This is a genomic window from Hyphomonas sp. ske169, from assembly GCF_056850855.1.
In genome coordinates this window covers 3,507,327-3,523,215 of the sequence record NZ_CP096146.1, presented here as the reverse complement: position 1 = coordinate 3,523,215, position 15,889 = coordinate 3,507,327, and the positions used below count along the sequence as shown (strand labels likewise).

General features: G+C 55.6%; 15 protein-coding genes. 6 read left to right on the top strand and 9 right to left on the bottom strand.

Annotation, left to right across the window (positions count from 1 at the left end):
- The first annotated feature begins 16 nt into the window (after positions 1 to 16).
- Positions 17 to 643, top strand: a complete 627-nt coding sequence (locus tag MY069_RS17075; protein ID WP_482794993.1) for a hypothetical protein — start codon at positions 17 to 19, stop codon at positions 641 to 643.
- 20 nt (positions 644 to 663) lie between these two features.
- Here the strand turns inward: MY069_RS17075 and MY069_RS17070 are convergent, their stop codons facing one another.
- Positions 664 to 1,128, bottom strand: a complete 465-nt coding sequence (locus MY069_RS17070; protein WP_482794992.1) for a DUF1330 domain-containing protein — start codon at positions 1,126 to 1,128, stop codon at positions 664 to 666.
- A gap of 56 nt (positions 1,129 to 1,184) precedes the next feature.
- Positions 1,185 to 2,126, bottom strand: a complete 942-nt coding sequence (locus MY069_RS17065) for a haloalkane dehalogenase (protein ID WP_482794991.1) — start codon at positions 2,124 to 2,126, stop codon at positions 1,185 to 1,187.
- 93 nt (positions 2,127 to 2,219) lie between these two features.
- On the opposite strand from MY069_RS17065, the gene MY069_RS17060 reads away from it, so the two are divergent.
- From MY069_RS17060 to MY069_RS17050, 3 genes are read left to right on the top strand one after another with little or no spacing between them, the layout of a single operon-like run.
- Complete coding sequence (locus MY069_RS17060; protein WP_482794990.1) at positions 2,220 to 2,696, top strand: hypothetical protein; 477 nt, start codon at positions 2,220 to 2,222, stop codon at positions 2,694 to 2,696.
- Positions 2,693 to 3,313: a hypothetical protein gene (locus MY069_RS17055; protein ID WP_482794989.1), complete on the top strand. Its 621-nt coding sequence runs from the start codon at positions 2,693 to 2,695 to the stop codon at positions 3,311 to 3,313. Before MY069_RS17060 ends, MY069_RS17055 begins: the two co-directional genes overlap by 4 nt.
- Positions 3,314 to 3,320: 7 nt before the next feature.
- Positions 3,321 to 4,460 carry a glutathione S-transferase C-terminal domain-containing protein gene (locus MY069_RS17050; protein ID WP_482794988.1) on the top strand — a complete coding sequence of 380 codons (1,140 nt, stop codon included), beginning with the start codon at positions 3,321 to 3,323 and terminating at the stop codon, positions 4,458 to 4,460.
- Between the two features lie 4 nt (positions 4,461 to 4,464).
- Here the strand turns inward: MY069_RS17050 and MY069_RS17045 are convergent, their stop codons facing one another.
- From MY069_RS17045 to MY069_RS17030, 4 genes are read right to left on the bottom strand one after another with little or no spacing between them, the layout of a single operon-like run.
- Positions 4,465 to 6,213: a sulfatase-like hydrolase/transferase gene (locus tag MY069_RS17045; RefSeq protein ID WP_482794987.1), complete on the bottom strand. Its 1,749-nt coding sequence runs from the start codon at positions 6,211 to 6,213 to the stop codon at positions 4,465 to 4,467.
- Complete coding sequence (locus MY069_RS17040) at positions 6,210 to 7,061, bottom strand: type 1 glutamine amidotransferase domain-containing protein (protein ID WP_482794986.1); 852 nt, start codon at positions 7,059 to 7,061, stop codon at positions 6,210 to 6,212. The genes MY069_RS17045 and MY069_RS17040 overlap by 4 nt, the downstream gene beginning before the upstream one ends.
- A 17-nt stretch (positions 7,062 to 7,078) precedes the next feature.
- Entirely contained in the window at positions 7,079 to 8,164 is a 1,086-nt protein-coding gene (locus MY069_RS17035; protein ID WP_482794985.1) for a DUF2855 family protein, read from the bottom strand.
- A 27-nt stretch (positions 8,165 to 8,191) separates the two neighbouring features.
- The gene (locus MY069_RS17030; RefSeq protein WP_482794984.1) at positions 8,192 to 9,196 is read right to left on the bottom strand and encodes an NADP-dependent oxidoreductase; all 1,005 of its coding nucleotides are present in this window, start codon (positions 9,194 to 9,196) and stop codon (positions 8,192 to 8,194) included.
- A 116-nt stretch (positions 9,197 to 9,312) separates the two neighbouring features.
- Between MY069_RS17030 and MY069_RS17025 the strand changes: the two genes are divergently transcribed.
- On the top strand, positions 9,313 to 9,921 hold the full coding sequence (locus MY069_RS17025) for a glutathione S-transferase family protein (protein ID WP_482794983.1): 609 nt from the start codon (positions 9,313 to 9,315) through the stop codon (positions 9,919 to 9,921).
- Between the two features lie 32 nt (positions 9,922 to 9,953).
- Complete coding sequence (locus tag MY069_RS17020; RefSeq protein WP_482794982.1) at positions 9,954 to 10,712, top strand: alpha/beta fold hydrolase; 759 nt, start codon at positions 9,954 to 9,956, stop codon at positions 10,710 to 10,712.
- Positions 10,713 to 10,870: 158 nt separating this feature from the next.
- Here MY069_RS17020 and MY069_RS17015 read toward each other — a convergent pair whose 3' ends face one another.
- Genes MY069_RS17015 through MY069_RS17005 form a run of 3 tightly spaced genes read right to left on the bottom strand, consistent with a single transcriptional unit; the run spans position 10,871 to position 15,820 of the window.
- Positions 10,871 to 13,060, bottom strand: coding sequence for a TonB-dependent receptor (locus MY069_RS17015; protein WP_482794981.1), 2,190 nt, complete (start codon positions 13,058 to 13,060; stop codon positions 10,871 to 10,873).
- Between the two features lie 16 nt (positions 13,061 to 13,076).
- Positions 13,077 to 14,258 carry a DUF917 domain-containing protein gene (locus tag MY069_RS17010; RefSeq protein ID WP_482794980.1) on the bottom strand — a complete coding sequence of 394 codons (1,182 nt, stop codon included), beginning with the start codon at positions 14,256 to 14,258 and terminating at the stop codon, positions 13,077 to 13,079.
- Positions 14,258 to 15,820, bottom strand: a complete 1,563-nt coding sequence (locus tag MY069_RS17005) for a hydantoinase/oxoprolinase N-terminal domain-containing protein (protein WP_482794979.1) — start codon at positions 15,818 to 15,820, stop codon at positions 14,258 to 14,260. Before MY069_RS17005 ends, MY069_RS17010 begins: the two co-directional genes overlap by 1 nt.
- Between the last annotated feature and the right edge of the window lie 69 nt (positions 15,821 to 15,889).

Genomic DNA, 15,889 nt, shown 5'->3' with positions numbered 1-15,889 from the left:
TGACGGGAGTTTTATCATGCTCAAGTTCAAGATTGGCTGGGCCGCCATTCTCGCCCTCTTCTTTCTCGGGTTCTCTGCCTGGTATGGCGGGAATGGAAAGCCAATCACGCCTGAAGAAGGCGAACGGCTCATCCAGGAGCTTCGAGCCTTTCATGGCAGTTCCGGATCCGCGCGGCGCGGCTTCGTCGACAATCTCGCGGAGATGATCCCGCGCGATGACGGCAAGGAATTCTATGCGGTAAACCTGGAAAACCTAAAGGAGGGCGAGGCGGCGCGCATCTCTGGCGAGACATATGGCAGTATCGTCATGCCCGAGCTCTTTAAACGCGGAGGCCACCCTGTGTTTGATAGCGAGCGCGTCGGCCTGATGTTGGGTGAGTATGGCAACGAGGTGGATCGCGTCATCGTCGTGCGTTACCGGTCGCTGCGGGACCTGATCGACATGAGCATGGCCCCAGCGATGAAAGAAGGGCGCGTCTACAAGTATGGCGCCTTGGACCATACGGAAGTGTTCATCACCCGCCCGACAATCACATTCGTACATGTCCGGATCACACTGGCATTGCTGCTCTTGCTGATCGGATGGCTGGGCTGGCGCGGCTTGGATTGGGTTTCCGGGCGGACGCAAAAATCACCGGACTGATCGGTGAGCAACGATCTCGATCAGACGCCCATCTGTTCTAATAGTATCTTCATCCAGGGCAGGTCTTTCGACCAATCTTGCAGCACCGTTTCGATATTCAACTGACCGGCCAATCCGGCCGCACGGTGCACGCCAGCGGCCTGCCACTCTTCTGAACTCGACATTTTCATCATAGCCGCGCGCTCCAGATAAACTGCAATAGCGATTTCATCCCATAAGTCTTCCACCTGCCCAAGCGCCAGGAATGTAGCATCGGCGGCAAAGAAAAATCTGCCGCCGAATTTTGGCAATATGCCTGCCACTAACTCGCTATAAAGGCCGTACGCCTCTCGCCCAGAGAGACTTGTTTCGCGGCCGTCCTGATACTCCGCTTTGTCTTTAAACTTGAGGAGATTGACCATGAAGATCGGCCCGGCTGGCCCTTGTTCCATCATCTCGCGGATGCGATCCGGATCAGATGGCATCACCTCGTTGATTACTTTCATGGGCTTATTCCTATCTTCCAAAGAGCTACAAATTTACGGTCGATCCAAGTGGCCTCTTAAGACTCCAAACCCGTCAGGTGCTTGAGCACGGCGTCGCTGTAGGCGTCCGGAATGTCTTCCAACAAAAAGTGGCTGCCGCCTTCCAAAATCACCGGCTCGTAGGCCGCTGCTCCAGGGATGAAGGGATGTACCGACTTATACCCTTCTGGCGCGACAATATCCTTATCGGAATAGACGCACAGGAACGGTTTCTCGAACGATTTCATCTTCTCCAGCGCCCGCCAATTGTCCTCAAGCATCGGGTTGTCGTTCTGTGTCGGTAGCATCAGCGCGAACTTGCGGTTGGCGACCACATAGGATGGATCTGGGCACGGCGCAGCAAAACCGGCTTTGACAGAGTCCGTCATGTCGGACAGCGTGATCGCCGAGACTTGCTCCCAATGCGGCCACTCTTCGGTTTGCCGCACCATTTCCTGGAATGGCCGCAGGACTTCGGTTCCGGGCCGGATCATTTCCTTGATTTCCTTCCCGGGTTCCCAGGTCGGGAATCCGGTATTGGAATAGATCACACTGGCGACGTGTTCTTGATTGTTCGCAACGACGCGTAGACCGACAATCCCGCCCCAATCGTGCAGAATGAAATGCGCATTTGTGAGACCAAGCCCATCGATCACCCCAGCCGCGAGCCAAGCCTCGTGCCGCGCGATCGAATAGTCATCCAGGGAGGCCGGCTTGTCTGACCGGCCCATACCAATCATGTCTACAGCGATGGCGCGGTACCCTGCTTCTGCCAAAACAGGAATGAGCGAGCGCCACATACAGGACCATGTCGGATTGCCATGAACCATCACCACCGGCTGTCCGTCACGCGGCCCTTCATCGACATAGTGCATGCGCAAGGAACCACCTTCGCCGTCTGGGACATCAATATAGTTTGGCTCAAACGGATATCCGTCGAGATTCTCGAAGCGATCGTCCGGGGTTCTCAGCACTTCCATTTCTATCTTGCTCCCACGAATTTCCTTGTACACCACTCTCTCTAATGGCATACAACATGCCATTACAAGGCGAAAACGCGGGAGTCGCAAAGAATGACGCAGATATTGAAAACGCTTTTCCCGAAGGAAATCACCAATCGGTATCCGGGTCAGAAAATTGCGCTCTTCGTGTTCATACCACTGACACTGATGCTCATCTTCCGCAGCTGTGTACATCTCATCGCCCCGGATGGTGGCGCTCAGAGTATCGCGACCATTCCCCTGGACAGTTTTTCAGACGCCGCCGCCGCCAATGTCATCGCCATATTCGGCCAATGGGGTTTATCCCAGCTCTTGCTCGCTGGATTGTTCCTACTCGTGTTGGTTCGCTACAGGTCGCTGATTCCACTTTTTTATCTTGTCTTCGTTTTGGAATGGAGCGGTCGCATGGCCGTGGCACACTTCAAACCCACGGTGACGCTCGAGACCTCACCTGGCGCGGCCTCCAGCCTGCCCTTCCTCGCAATCGCGCTTGTGATGCTCGTCCTCAGCCTCATCCCAGCGAAACAAAAGAACGAAAAGACAGCATGAGTCAGCTGACGTCATCGCTCGAAGACTTGATGAAGGCGGCGACTCCAGAAAGCGGACGACAGCTCGCGGGAGGGCGCGGCTTGTTTATGGAAATCGTGGACACCCAGACCCAGCAAGTCTGGGGCGCCACATCCGCTATCCAACCGCAAGACTGGGCACAGCTCTCCCCCGAGCCGCCGTTTGTCAAAGCCTCGATGGGTATCGTCACCCCGGATGCAACGGCGTTTCGGCACGCGCCTCACTCATCCGGTGTCCCTGTGGAAGAAAAAACAATCTGCGGGCACCAATTCCTACAAATCGCGATCGGCGGACGGCCAACGCTTCCCGCTCAGCCAGGTGAGCCCATGGAGATCATGGTCACGAAGGCGCACACGATTGGCTTTAAAAGCGGGCGAACTGTGAGCATTATGACACTTGGCGACGAGTGCTTTATTGAACTCATCGGCACCGCGGAGGGTGATCAGAACCTAGTCTTGCCTCACGGCGGCGCGTTATCGCAGATCACTCTTGACCAGCCTTGGATTGTCGAACTGCCATCACCCACACGCTGCTTCATCTGGAACTGGGGCAAGAACCCTCGGAGCTTTCAGGGCCCAGTTCAACTTCCCAACCTTTAGGAACATTATGACCAAACAATACACGCTCTACGGTATGGCGGCGTCGCTCTACACCGGCAAAGTGCGCGCTTACATGCGCCGCAATCACGTTCCATTCCGCGAAGAAAAGGCAGGCAGTGCGCGCTTCAACTCGCTGGTCGCAGAAACCTTTGGCCGCTGGATCATTCCGGTCATTGAAACGCCAGATGGCGAGTATGTTCAAGATGGCACTGACATTCTCGACCATTTTGAAAACCAAGGGTTCTCACAAACGTCTATCTATCCCGAAGATCCCAAGCTGCGTGTGATTGCGCATCTTTTCGAGCTGTTCGGCGGCGAAGGCATCTTACGCGCGGCCATGCATTATCGCTGGAATTTCGACGAGACCAATTTGAACTTCCTGCGCATGGCATTTGAGGATGTTCTGCCTGATGGCCTGACGGCCGAAGAGCGCGAACCAATCTTCTTGCACGCCAGCGGTCGTATGCGGAAGGCCGCCGTCGCGTTTGGGGTCATGCCTGAAACCTATGAGACAATTGAATCGACCTATGCGGAGCTCTTGAGACTTTTCAACGCCCACCTCGAAAGCTGGCCGTACTTGTTTGGCGGTGCGCCCACGCTCGGTGATTATGGTCTATTCAGCCCGCTTTACGCGCACCTCGCACGAGATCCGAAACCCTTGCACCTGATGCAGACAACCGCGCCGCGCGTGTTCCGCTGGACAGAGCGTATGAACATGCCGGAAACCTTCCAGGATGAAGTGGTCTCAAAAGCCGGCCCGGACCTCTATGCCTTCGATGCTGTGCCGGAAACGCTCAAAGCGCTGATGGCGTTCATTGCCGAAGACTATCTGCCGGAGATCACGGCCCATATCGATTTTGCGAATGATTGGCTGAAAGGACAAGACGCGCCGGCGATGAAACCGGCTGCACTTGGCCGCGGGATCGGTATGGCGACATTTGACTGGCGCGGGCACTCCATTTCTACGGCTGTGATGCCGTATCGGTTCTACCTCTTGCAGCGGCTCACAGACGCCTTTGAGGCGCTCAATGAATCGGACAAGACTGCCATTGAAAGCCTGTTTAAAGAAACGGGGCTAACCCCTATTCTCCGCTTAAAAGCGAGTCGGCGCGTGATCCGAGAAAACCATTTGGAAGGTTGGGCCTAACTGGTCAGTTCAGACGCCGCCAAAGTGCCCTCGCCCCGATCACCACGCCAGTGATTGCGGCTAGCACTAGGAGCAGGCCAAGGACAATCCAGCCCCAATAATATTGCAAAAGCTTGCCGACGACATTTCGTCCAATCGCGCGCTCGACTTGATAACCTTCAGGCAGCTCGAGAATGCCGACCTGGTTCGCATAGACGCGGTAAGCCTGCATAAGCTCCGCCAACAGCTCCGGGCGCTCGGGCGCAAGATCGGTCGTCTCGCCCGGGTCATCGACAATATCAAACACGCGCCAGATGCCATCACCATGCGGTGCGATATTTCTGACGAGTTTGTATTGCCCTTTGTAGAGCGCAGCCTGGCCTGACGTTTCGAAACCGATGGTATCGCTGTCTGCGTAAACACGCTCGGCTTCACCCGACAGAACCGGCTGGAGCGATCGCCCGGTCATTGGATTAGCATTCGGGTGATCGTGATCGGCGCCCACCAAATCGAGCAAAGTCGGCGCAATGTCGGTCATCACTGACAGACTGTCGACCGCTTTGCCTGGTTCAATCCCGGGTCCTGCCATCAACATCGGCACACGTAATCCGCCCTCCGCGGCGTGGAACTTGAACAAGTGCGACGGACCAGCATTGGCGCTCGCACCGCCTGCCCCGAGAGCGACATAGCTTCCTCTCTCGCCAAGCGTGTCATAATCGCGCGAATAGCCCTGAAGCTTGAACCACCATTGCGCGCTCCCTCCCCATGGATCGCCTGCTTCCGGCCCATTGTCGGAAGTTACAACGAAGATTGTGTTCTCATACTCTCCGATGGATTCGATATAATCGATCAGACCTCCAAGCTCAGCATCCATCGCTTCCAGTGCGCCGGCATTCACCGCCATGCTCTTGGCTGCGAGCTTTTGCTCTTGCGCGCTGAGATCCTGCCATCGCGGGATGGTTTCTGGCTGTGGCGCGAGGGGGGCGCCTTCGCGAACTAGCCCTAAGTCCTGCGCACGCTGCCAGCGCTGCTCACGGATCGCGTTCCAGCCCGCTTCATAGGTCTCGATATATTTCTCAGTGAATTCGCGCGGCGCTTGCACCGGAATATGGACAGCCAGAAAGGCGACATAAGCGAAGAAAGGTTCGGCTAACTCTGCATCCTGCTCGAGATAGGCCTGCATTTGGTCAGCAATGAACGTGGAGGAGTAAAAATCCTCTGGAAGAATCGCCTTTTCGCGACCCTCAAACCAGGGTGCGTCACGATAGTACGGCATGTAGGGTTTGTTTTCCCAATGATCCGCCCCCGACGCATCAAGAATGAAGGATCGGTCAAACCCATGGTCGATTGGCAGCTCGCCATCGCCATGCCCGAGATGCCACTTGCCGGTCATATAAGTGCGGTAGCCAGCGCGCTTTAGCTTGGTGGCAATCGTCTCCACGCCTGGTTCGAGCGCCATCGTATAGCCGGGCTGGCCACGATGTTCCGGAGGTAGCACTTCGCGAATGGTGCCGAGCCCAGCGAGATGATTGTCCATGCCCGTGAGCAGCATCGCCCGTGATGGCGCGCAGAAAGGCGTCGCGCGGTGCTGTCGGAAGAGCGTTCCGCGCGCCGCGAGTTCATCAATGTTCGGCGTATGCGCCTCGCCGCCAAACGCGCCGAAATCCATCAAGGCAGCATCGTCCACGAGCACCATAACAATGTTAGGCTTCGTTTCGGCGTATGCGGTCAAGCCTGCAAGCGCGAAACAGACCGCGAGGCACCACCGCATCATGAGGTCGGCTCGCCGCCCGTCTCACCCGCAAGAACTTGCATCATCTTTACGGCTGTCTCGGTCGCGCTGTTTTGATTTTGCCCCGTGACGATGCGACCATCAATAACGACATTCGTGGCGAACAAATCTCTGAATTTTGACTCCGCCTCGAAGACAACACCTGCGGCCCGCAAATCCCGCTCTGGGTGCATCGGCGTGTGCGTGATCCCAAGCTCGGTGATCTGTTTGTCGGTGACGGCAGAAATACGCCGACCTTCAACGATCAGCTTTCCATCATCACCATAGGCCTGCAAAAGCCCTAAAGGACCATGGCAAACCCCACCAATCACGGCCTCATTCGAATAAGCCACGGCGACTTTCTCGCCGAGCTCAGCGGACTGGCCGAAATCATAAGCCGCCCCCCATCCGCCAGCCAGAAAGACAATGTCGTACTCAGACGTATCCACCTGATCGATCTGATAAGACCGCGACACTTTTGACTGAAACATGGGGTCTTTCAGGTAGCGTTTATCGGCAGCTGAAGCCACCGGCCATTTAAGTGACTGGGGCTCGATCGGGATCTGCCCACCCTGAATACTCGCCACATCGACCTCCATCCCGGAGTCGAGAAACGCGTAATAAGGAGCGGTCATCTCAGAAGCAAAAACGCCGGTCGCCTTGCCTGTATCGCCAAGCGTGCCCTGGCTGGTTGTCACAATCAAGGCACGTTTCCCAGATAGGTCCATTTCCGGCACTTCGTAGTGAGGGTGCAAGCCCAATCCGGTGAGCAAATGCGGCAGGCCCAACCGACCAATCACCAGCACGAGCACCAGACCTATCGCGCCGTATTTCAAGATTTTCATCAGCATAATTCGCTCCTCCGCGATCATCCATTTCCGATCGAGACGAGAAGACCTCGGCTCGGTGATATCTGATTGTCGAGCATCGCTTTCCAGACATTGGCGGCCTCGGATGCGCCGGTGATCATCTCGACAGACATTTCACTCGAAACTTTCTTGGCGATCTCCGCGCCGGCTTCGCTTCCCTTGTCCCATAGAACGCCAGGACCCCATTCCTGATCGCGCTTGGCGATTTGCCCAGGTGCGAAAAAGAAAGTTGGCTTTGCGCCCGGCAGGTCTTTCGTCCGCCCTCTGGCCTCCCAATGGGTCGCGCCGACCATGCAGCTTTCCACCATATTCTCGCCAAGCAAAGTGTGCAGCGTTTCGGTCAGCTTCGCATTGCCGGACATATCGACATATGCCGTTGGAACGGACGTATCGATGTCCCGCTCGTTTCCATAAACGAGCACTTTATCACAACAGTTCAGCGCCTCAACGAAAGCAAGATTACCGGCAGACGTCATGCCGATAACTCGCTTTTCCCCGTCTTGTTTGAGCAGCTCAGCAAGTCCAAACCCAGTCTTGGAGGATACGGACCCGATGACCACCTGCTCCGCACCGAAATAGTTATTGTCTACGAGATAATCGTAAAGCACGAACGAGGTGACGAAGAGCGGAAATAAAAGGCAGCGCTCTGCTTCCATCGCTTGCAAGAAATCAGGATCGGCTTTGGTGCGCCGATATTGATTGTACAGGGCTGGCAGCTCCACGCGGTGCGGGGTCACATCCATGAAAGCATGCGGCTGCACATTTCCGGCAGTGAGGATAACTTCGCTCGCCATCGGAAAGAACCCATAGAGCCGTTCACCGACAACGATTTCGTCCGTATTGGATTCGACAACCTCGCCAATCCCCCAAACCGGAACTTTGCCCCACGGATTGTCTGCTGGGTAATAGTTCCAATAGCCGATCATGTCGCCGCTAACCGCGTAACTGACATTGTTGGATGTCAGGCCGAACTTGTCGATCCGCACACGGATCTCACCATCCCCGAGCGCGCGGGCGGCCACTTCAACGGTTTTCGTTTCGCGGTAATTTTCTCGATTGACCCAAAGTTCTGTGACCGTCGACATCGCGTGCTCCAATTCGATTTTTCTACCTCAATGATCGCCGCGAAGGTCGATCAAAAGCTTTCCGTGATTTCTACCATCGAAGAGCATCTCATACGCATCCGGGAAGGTCTCGAGCCCCTCCAAAATATGCTCGCGAAACTTCAAGCTGCCGTCGGCATGCCCCCGCGCCAGCACTTCCAGGGCCTCCGGCACGCGATGCATGTAATCGCGCATCGTAAAGCCCTGCATTTTCAGACTATGCGTGACCACCCGCATACAGCCCGCTGGGCCGCGCGCCGCGGCGAAATCTGCATATTGCGAGATACTGCCGCAGACGACGATCCGTCCGCGATAATTCATCCGCTCTAGCACAGCATCGAGCGTATCGCCGCCAACATTGTCGAAATACAAATCAATGCCGTCGGGGGCGGCCGCATCGAAGGCCGCGCCGATATCCCCTGCCTTATAGTCAATGGCGGCATCGAGCCCGAGCGCGTCTGTCAGATAGGCACATTTGATGGGCCCACCGGCGACTCCGATAACGCGCGCCCCAGCCTGCTTTGCGAGTTGTGCCGCAATGCTGCCGACCGCCCCCGACGCAGCTGAGACGACAACTGTGTCGCCTTCTTGCGGCTGGCCAATATCCATCATGCCGAAATAGGCAGTGTAGCCGGTCATACCCAGCCCGGATAGAAAAAGCTGCGGCGGTGCAAGGCGGGTGTCGATTTTCCGCACGGCCTTTTCCGAGAAAACGCCTTCTGTTTGCAGACCAAGAAACCCGGTGACCCAATCCCCGATTTGGAAACGCTCTGATCGAGTATCGACCACTTCCCCGACACCAAAAGCACGCATCACCTCGCTCGGTTTCACGGGCGGCATATAGCTCGGCTTATCCGTGATCCAGCCGGACATGCCGGGATCAACAGACACCCAATCAATGCGAACTTTGATTTGGTTTTCGTCGAGAGCTGGGAGCGTTTCGCTGGAGAACGACCAAAAGCCCCGGGCCGCCTGCCCAGCTGGATAGTCAATGAGACGAACCTGTTTGACCATTTCAGCGACTCCACAACCGATCAAGCATACCAATTGTTTTGGCATCTGGCTTGCCATTACTGAAAAAACTAGATTATGACAAGACGTGATTTGAGCGATTGGAAGGAATTCTCGCCATGTTGAAACTGCACTTCGCACCAAACTCTCGCGCGGGCCGAATTGTCTGGCTGCTGGAAGAGTTAGACCTGCCTTACGAGCTCAATCGTATGGACTTTCACCCCAAAGACTTGAAGTCAGATGCTCACCGCGCACGCCACCCATTGGGCCGCGTGCCGGTTCTCGAGGATGGCGACGTTTCGATCTTCGAGTCGGGGGCGATCGTAGAATACGTGCTTGAACGCCACAAGAATGGTGGCTTGAAGCCGCCTGTCGATGCGCCCAGTTTTCCGGACTATTTGCAATGGTTTCACTATTGCGAGGGCATGGTGATGCCGCCGATCAATATCATCGTCGTCAACACGCTGCTTCTACCCCCAGATCGGCAGGATCAGAACGCGCTGGCGCAAGCCAAGCGCCTACTCGCAAAAGCATTGGCGCCAGTCGACGCGGCGCTCGAAGGCAAGAACTATCTGATTGGTGACTTCTCAGCCGCGGACATCATGCTCGGTCATGCCTGCTTCATGAGCAACCGCGTCGGCGCGGTGAGCGATGAAATGCCGAACCTCAAAGCATATATAGAACGGGTTGAGCAGCGCCCCGCCTTCCAAAAAGCGATCACCCTGTAATCATCGACTCGCAAAAATTGGACACGCCCCACATGAGCCCAAAAAAATTCTTCATCCATGGCGTTCCAGACTGCCCGAAGATCTGGACCCCTCTGATCCAAGAGCTCGGCCTGCCGGACACGGACTATTTCGCGCCCGCATTGCCAGGCTTTGAGACCGCGCCTCCAAACGGCTTTAAGCGCACAAAAGATAACTATGTCGACTTTCTCGTTCAGCAAATTGAGGACGTCGTCAGAACTTCAGGCCCGGTCGACCTGGTTGGGCATGATTGGGGCGCACTCCTGACCCTGCGCATTGCCGGTTTGCGCCCCGACCTGGTGCGAACATGGGCGGTAGCAAACGCCGTTTATGCCCCCAAGCGCACTGGACATAGCGCGGCGAAAACGTGGGCGACGCCGGTGCTAGGTGAGTTGTCTATGCTGGTGACGACGCCGAAGCGGCTCAAAGCGACGCTCGTCAAAGCCGACATGCCGCTGGAAATGGTCGAAACCTCGGTCGACCTCTGGAAACGCGGCCATATCAAGAAGAGCATTATCGGTCTCTACCGATCAGCAAACGGCCTGAACTGGATCAATAGCCCGTGGGTGGACACGCTGCGGTCCTTACCAAAACGCGGTCTCTTGATGTGGGGCGTGAATGATCCGTTTGGCTCAGTCGATGGCGGCCAATCATGGGCAGATACCTATGGCTTCCCCTTCGTCCGAATAGAAGATGCCGGCCACTGGGTCATCGCGGAAAAACCCGGAGCCATCGCGGCCTCCCTTGTCGAGCACTGGCAGGCGGCTGAGTGAAGTTATGATGCTGGAGACGGGTTTGTATGAGCCGGACAGCTCCCGTCACGGCCTTTGAGACATTTAATGTGTCTTGCAAAATGGCCGGACATAAACGCAATGGCCCCAGATCGTTGGAGGGTCGATCTGGGGCCAGGACGTCTTATGGGTGAATTAGACTAAAAGTCGTAGCGGAGTTCTACACCATAAGTTTGGGGACGGGCCTGGAAGGCCAGATCAAAAGGGGCGCCTGCATATTCGCTAGGGTTGAAGTCGGCATAGTATTCTTCATCGAGAAGATTTCGACCCCACACAGCAAGTGTCCAGTTTTCACCCTCAATCGCGGCACGAAGAGAGAGCAGATTGATGGGATCGCGGACGTCCATATTGTCGATTTGCCAGAATTTATCGCCCTGATACTCATAGTCGGCGCGAAACAAGAGATTGAGACCATTCTCGAGTGGCTGAACATACTGGCCGCCAATATTGAATGTCAGATCGGTGGTTTTCGGACTGCTCGCTCCGACTACACGTCCGATATCTACACCCGAACTGGTCAAGAAGGTTTCGAGATCTGTATTGCCGATTGATTTGATCTCTGAGTCAGTGACACCGAGGCCAGCGTACACCGTCAGATCATCAGTTGCTTGAAACTGCACGTCCGCGTCGAACCCGGCAATGTCGACTTCATCTAAGTTCGCGATGATCTGCGAAACGGTGCTGACATCAACAAAGAAAAACTGGAACCCATCGCTTTGCGACATGAACGCCGCAGCATTGAACACCCCTCGCCCGTCTGCGAACTCTGATTTGAGGCCGACTTCATAATTCGTAAGTGTCTCATCATCAAACCGAGTGAGAACGACCCCCGGCGCATTGAAGCCGCCTGAGCGAAACCCTGTACTATAAGTTGCGTAGGCCATCACATCGGGGGTTAAGTCGTAGCTGAGCGTAACTTTTGGCTGGAACGAGTCGAATGTCTCACTGCGGTCGGAGCCAGCTGTGCCCGGATTGGTCTGATTGCGCTCGTCTTCATCATAACGTGCACCCAATTGCAGGGTTGCGCGATCGTTCAAGTCAAACTCTACCTGTCCAAACAAAGCCCAGGCGGTGTTCTCATTCGCTTCGTCTCTCGAGATGATGATCACGCCATCATCGAATTGGCTGAGTTGACCATTGAGGTCCAGGAAGCCGCGGGTCAGCAAATCTCTCTTGGTGTCGAGATAATAAGCGCCACCGAGCCAACGGAAAGCGCGGTCATCCGGCGATACGAACCTCAATTCATGGCTCGTGAGTTCGACGTCGAGATTTTGACCCTGACCCAATTCCCCAAATGGACCAAACGTGCCCTGCGTCGCGTTGGAAAAATCTAGATCCGCACGGTATTCTTCCGCAAGGTCTGTGTAGCCAAGTATATAGGTCGCCGTCGCGCCACCAAGATCCCACTCCGCCTTAGCCGTGAGCTCGGTGGTCTCGGCATCCGTCACACCCGCCAAATTGGCGGTTGGATCGAAAATCTGGTTCGCATCATTGCCGCTTCTGAATGTTGGATTGAGCACACTGTTGACGATTGTGTCATAACTCGATCCGGCCTCGACCTCATTGTACGCGGCTCTCAGGTCCAGAGAAAATCGGTCATTCGGCACATAAGCCAGCTTGCCTCGCACCGACAAATCTTGGTCAACAAAGTCAACTTCCTGCCCAAGGAAGGCGTTCTCGATCAGGCCGTCGGTTTGATAATAACTCCCAGACAGACGATACAGGAGTTTATCCTCGACGATCGGACCGCTGACGCCGCCTTGGATCCGGTAGCCGCCGCCATTCGCGGCTTCCGCGCTGACAAAGCCTTCCACTTCATTGCTGGGCTGCGCCGTCACGATATTGATCGCGCCGCCGATTGCATTGCGTCCGTAAAGCGAGCCTTGCGGGCCTTTCAAGACCTCGATCTGCTCGACATCGAAGAGCGGCATTTTGAATTGTTTCTGATTATTCTGTGGCACCCCATCAACGATAATCGCGACCGGGGAGTCCGCATTGTTGATCTGTGTCACGCCGCGCACCACAACGAAACTGTTGAGATAAGTAAATGAGTCATCAAAAGTGACGTTCGGGGTGAGCGCGATAAAGTCCTCGGTTGAGCGAATGCCTGCATCCTGGATTGTTTCTGCCGTGAAGGCTGTAACAGCATTCGGAACCTCTTGAAGCGATTGCTCACGAAACTGCGCTGTGACCGTTACCGTGCCAAGCCGTTTATCCTCATCTACCGCTGCATCATCACCGGTCTGCGCGAGCGCCGTTTGAGAGACGGACAGAGCGAACCCGGCAGCGCAAGCTGATTTGAGAAGTGTTGATTTGATGTGTGTTCCCATAATTGGGTCCTCCTGATCAATTTTCCGGCCCTGTGCCACTCTTTGGCATGGGTAGGGATTCAATGGGTGTGTAGTCTTCATCGAGGCCAAAGCAGCGCGGATGAATAAATTTAAGGGCCGCCTCAGTGCGCAGAAGCTTCGGCGCAGCTGCTGCGATTACTTTCACGCGCTGGCCATAGCGGAGCGCTTCGGTGGGAATAGGTTCAGCCGTTTCGCGGTCAATCACGGTGATGAGATCCGGGACAATCGCAAGAACCGTCTCGCCTTCTTTCGCGGCGAGATTCTCATTCTGAAAGTTCAGATCCAGCGTCCGACTGGGATTTTCGATAGAGTTGATCTTGCAGTGGCCAATCGAGAAGCCGCCTGTCGTTTCTCGCCGCAAGTCGACAATTTTGCCATCGAAGAGTTCGCGCCCATGACCGTAAATTTTCGACGCTGATAGGTATTGCACAAGCGCACCAGCGGCGTCTCCAGTCCTGCGTCCCGCCTCAATCGCCCGGCCAATATTCACCGCCTCAGTAAGCGTGTCATGGATCGTGGCTCGCTTCACATCCGCGCCGGTCATCGGATACCCCGCAACGATACAACTGAGCCCCATATGGACGGCCAGAGTTCGAACAAAACTCTCGGCAGTAGAAGCGTCGGCCGTCTCAACAATGGTCGAATTCAAATGCTCATCTACGATCACGAACGGTGTTGCAGACAAGCCTTCAAAATTCATCACCACCATTTGGATTTCTGGAAAGGCGCGCCCCATCCCGTCAGCGTTTAGCAATGGAAGACCAAGCCGCGCGGCAGCAACAATGGGCAGCGTCGAATTCACGCCGCCAATCTCTGCCGGCATCAGCGCATCAATCGGCTGCCCAATTCGTTGGGTCAGGCGCTGGATCGCTAGATCAATATCTTCACCAGAGGCCGCCTTTTCGTTCAGTACCGTCGGCGCGCCCAGCATTGCGATGAACGCAACGGTGGCATCATCCGCGAGTTCAGAAGGATGTATAATCTGAGGGTGCCCGTATTCGCGGATCGCGGCCTGGGCCATCAAGCGACCGATATAGGGATCGCCGCCGCCACCTGTACCTAAAAATGCGGCGCCCCGCGCAAAATCATGCAGATCGGCTTCTGTGAGGGTAAGGCGTTCTGGGTTAGCAGGGTTGTTCGCTGGAGTATTCCTGGAAAACGGAAGCTTTAGTCCCATCACACCGCTCCCTTCGAATGAGACAAGTCACCTGCGACTTTGACCCGCAAGCGGACAGCCCCGCCTGGAATACAGGCCAGCGGCACTTCATCCATATCCATAATCTCAACACTGTCTGGTATCGCGCCGGCAGCGATTGCTTCTCGCTTAGCTTCACTCGTCGCGCGCTCGATTGCGGTTTCGCGCCCGATCTCATCATAGGCGAAAACCTTATCGACCTCACCGCCAACCTGAGCGATTGAGGCGCCAATCGCGTTCGCCACTCCGGCTTGCTCCTGGACAAGGGTCTCTGAAACGCCCTTCAAATCGCGATTGATCAGGATTGCGCCACCGCCGACAAGAATAAGTGGCGTGCCATCGCCACTGGTTTTCATTCGGTCGATGCCGTCTTCAACCAAGCGATGTATCTCGTTGACGCTGGCATCAACGAGGGCGCGGTCCAGTGATTTAACCCGGCCGGGGTCGCCAATTTCAGCATAGCCCGCGGCCACGGCGATATCGGTCGTGGTTATCGTATCGCCGCCAAAAACCATCGCTTTTTGCGCCAGCTCAAATCCCACTGAATCGGGTCCGATCGAAACACGGCCATCGGCGTTTTGACGAACAATACTGCCGCCGCCGAGACCGAGGGCGGTCACATCTGGCATTCTGAAATTTGTCCGTACCCCGCCAATATCAACCTGAATGGAGGATTCTCTGGGGAACCCCGCTCTCAACACGCCAATATCGGTCGTGGTGCCGCCAATATCAGCGACCATGGCGTCTTCTAATCCGGCTAAGAATGCGGCGCCACGCATGGAATTGGTTGGCCCCGAAGCAAAGGTGAGCACCGGGTAGGCTTTGACGGTTCCCGCATTCATGAGCGTGCCATCATTTTGCGACACGAAAAATGGAGCGGTGATGCCAAGCTTAGCCAGTGCTTTTTCAAAACCGGTCACAGTTTCTGTTGCCAGCGTCGTCAGGCTGGCATTCATCAACCCGGCATTTTCGCGTTCCAGAAGCCCAATTCTGCCGATCTTTGAAGACAGGGTAACCGCCGCATCTGGATGTTCCTGTTTGATGATTTCGTGGGCGCGGATTTCCATATCATCATTGATCGGAGCAAACAGTGCCGACAGTGCAATTGCGTTGATACCTTCGTTTCGATAGGTCCGCGCCGCGGCGGCAATCGCGGCTTCATCCAATTCGGAATTGACCCGACCATCATAATGATACCCGCCACGCACTGAAACGGCGTGATTGCCGAGTGCTGTGCATATGTCGTCCGGCCAATCCGAATAAGGGGGCAAGGCTTGTGCAGCGGGCTTAGCAATTCGAATAGCGCCGACTCTATCTAGTCGCTTACGTTGGACAAAAGCGTTTGTGAAATGCGTCGTGCCGATACTCACAGCGGTCACCGCAGGTGCCTCAATTCCGGCTTCTGCGAGAATCAACGACAAGGCAGCAATTATTCCGTCTTCGACCCGTTCAGTCGTTGGCGATTTAACTTTAGCGACCACCTGGTTGCCGTTCATGAGCACTGCGTCAGTGTTCGTTCCGCCAACATCTACCCCTATTCGCACGCGCTCAGCTCCCTAACTTCGATACAAGCTAGGCTTGGCAAGAGTGCGAGCGCTTCGGAACACCCACCC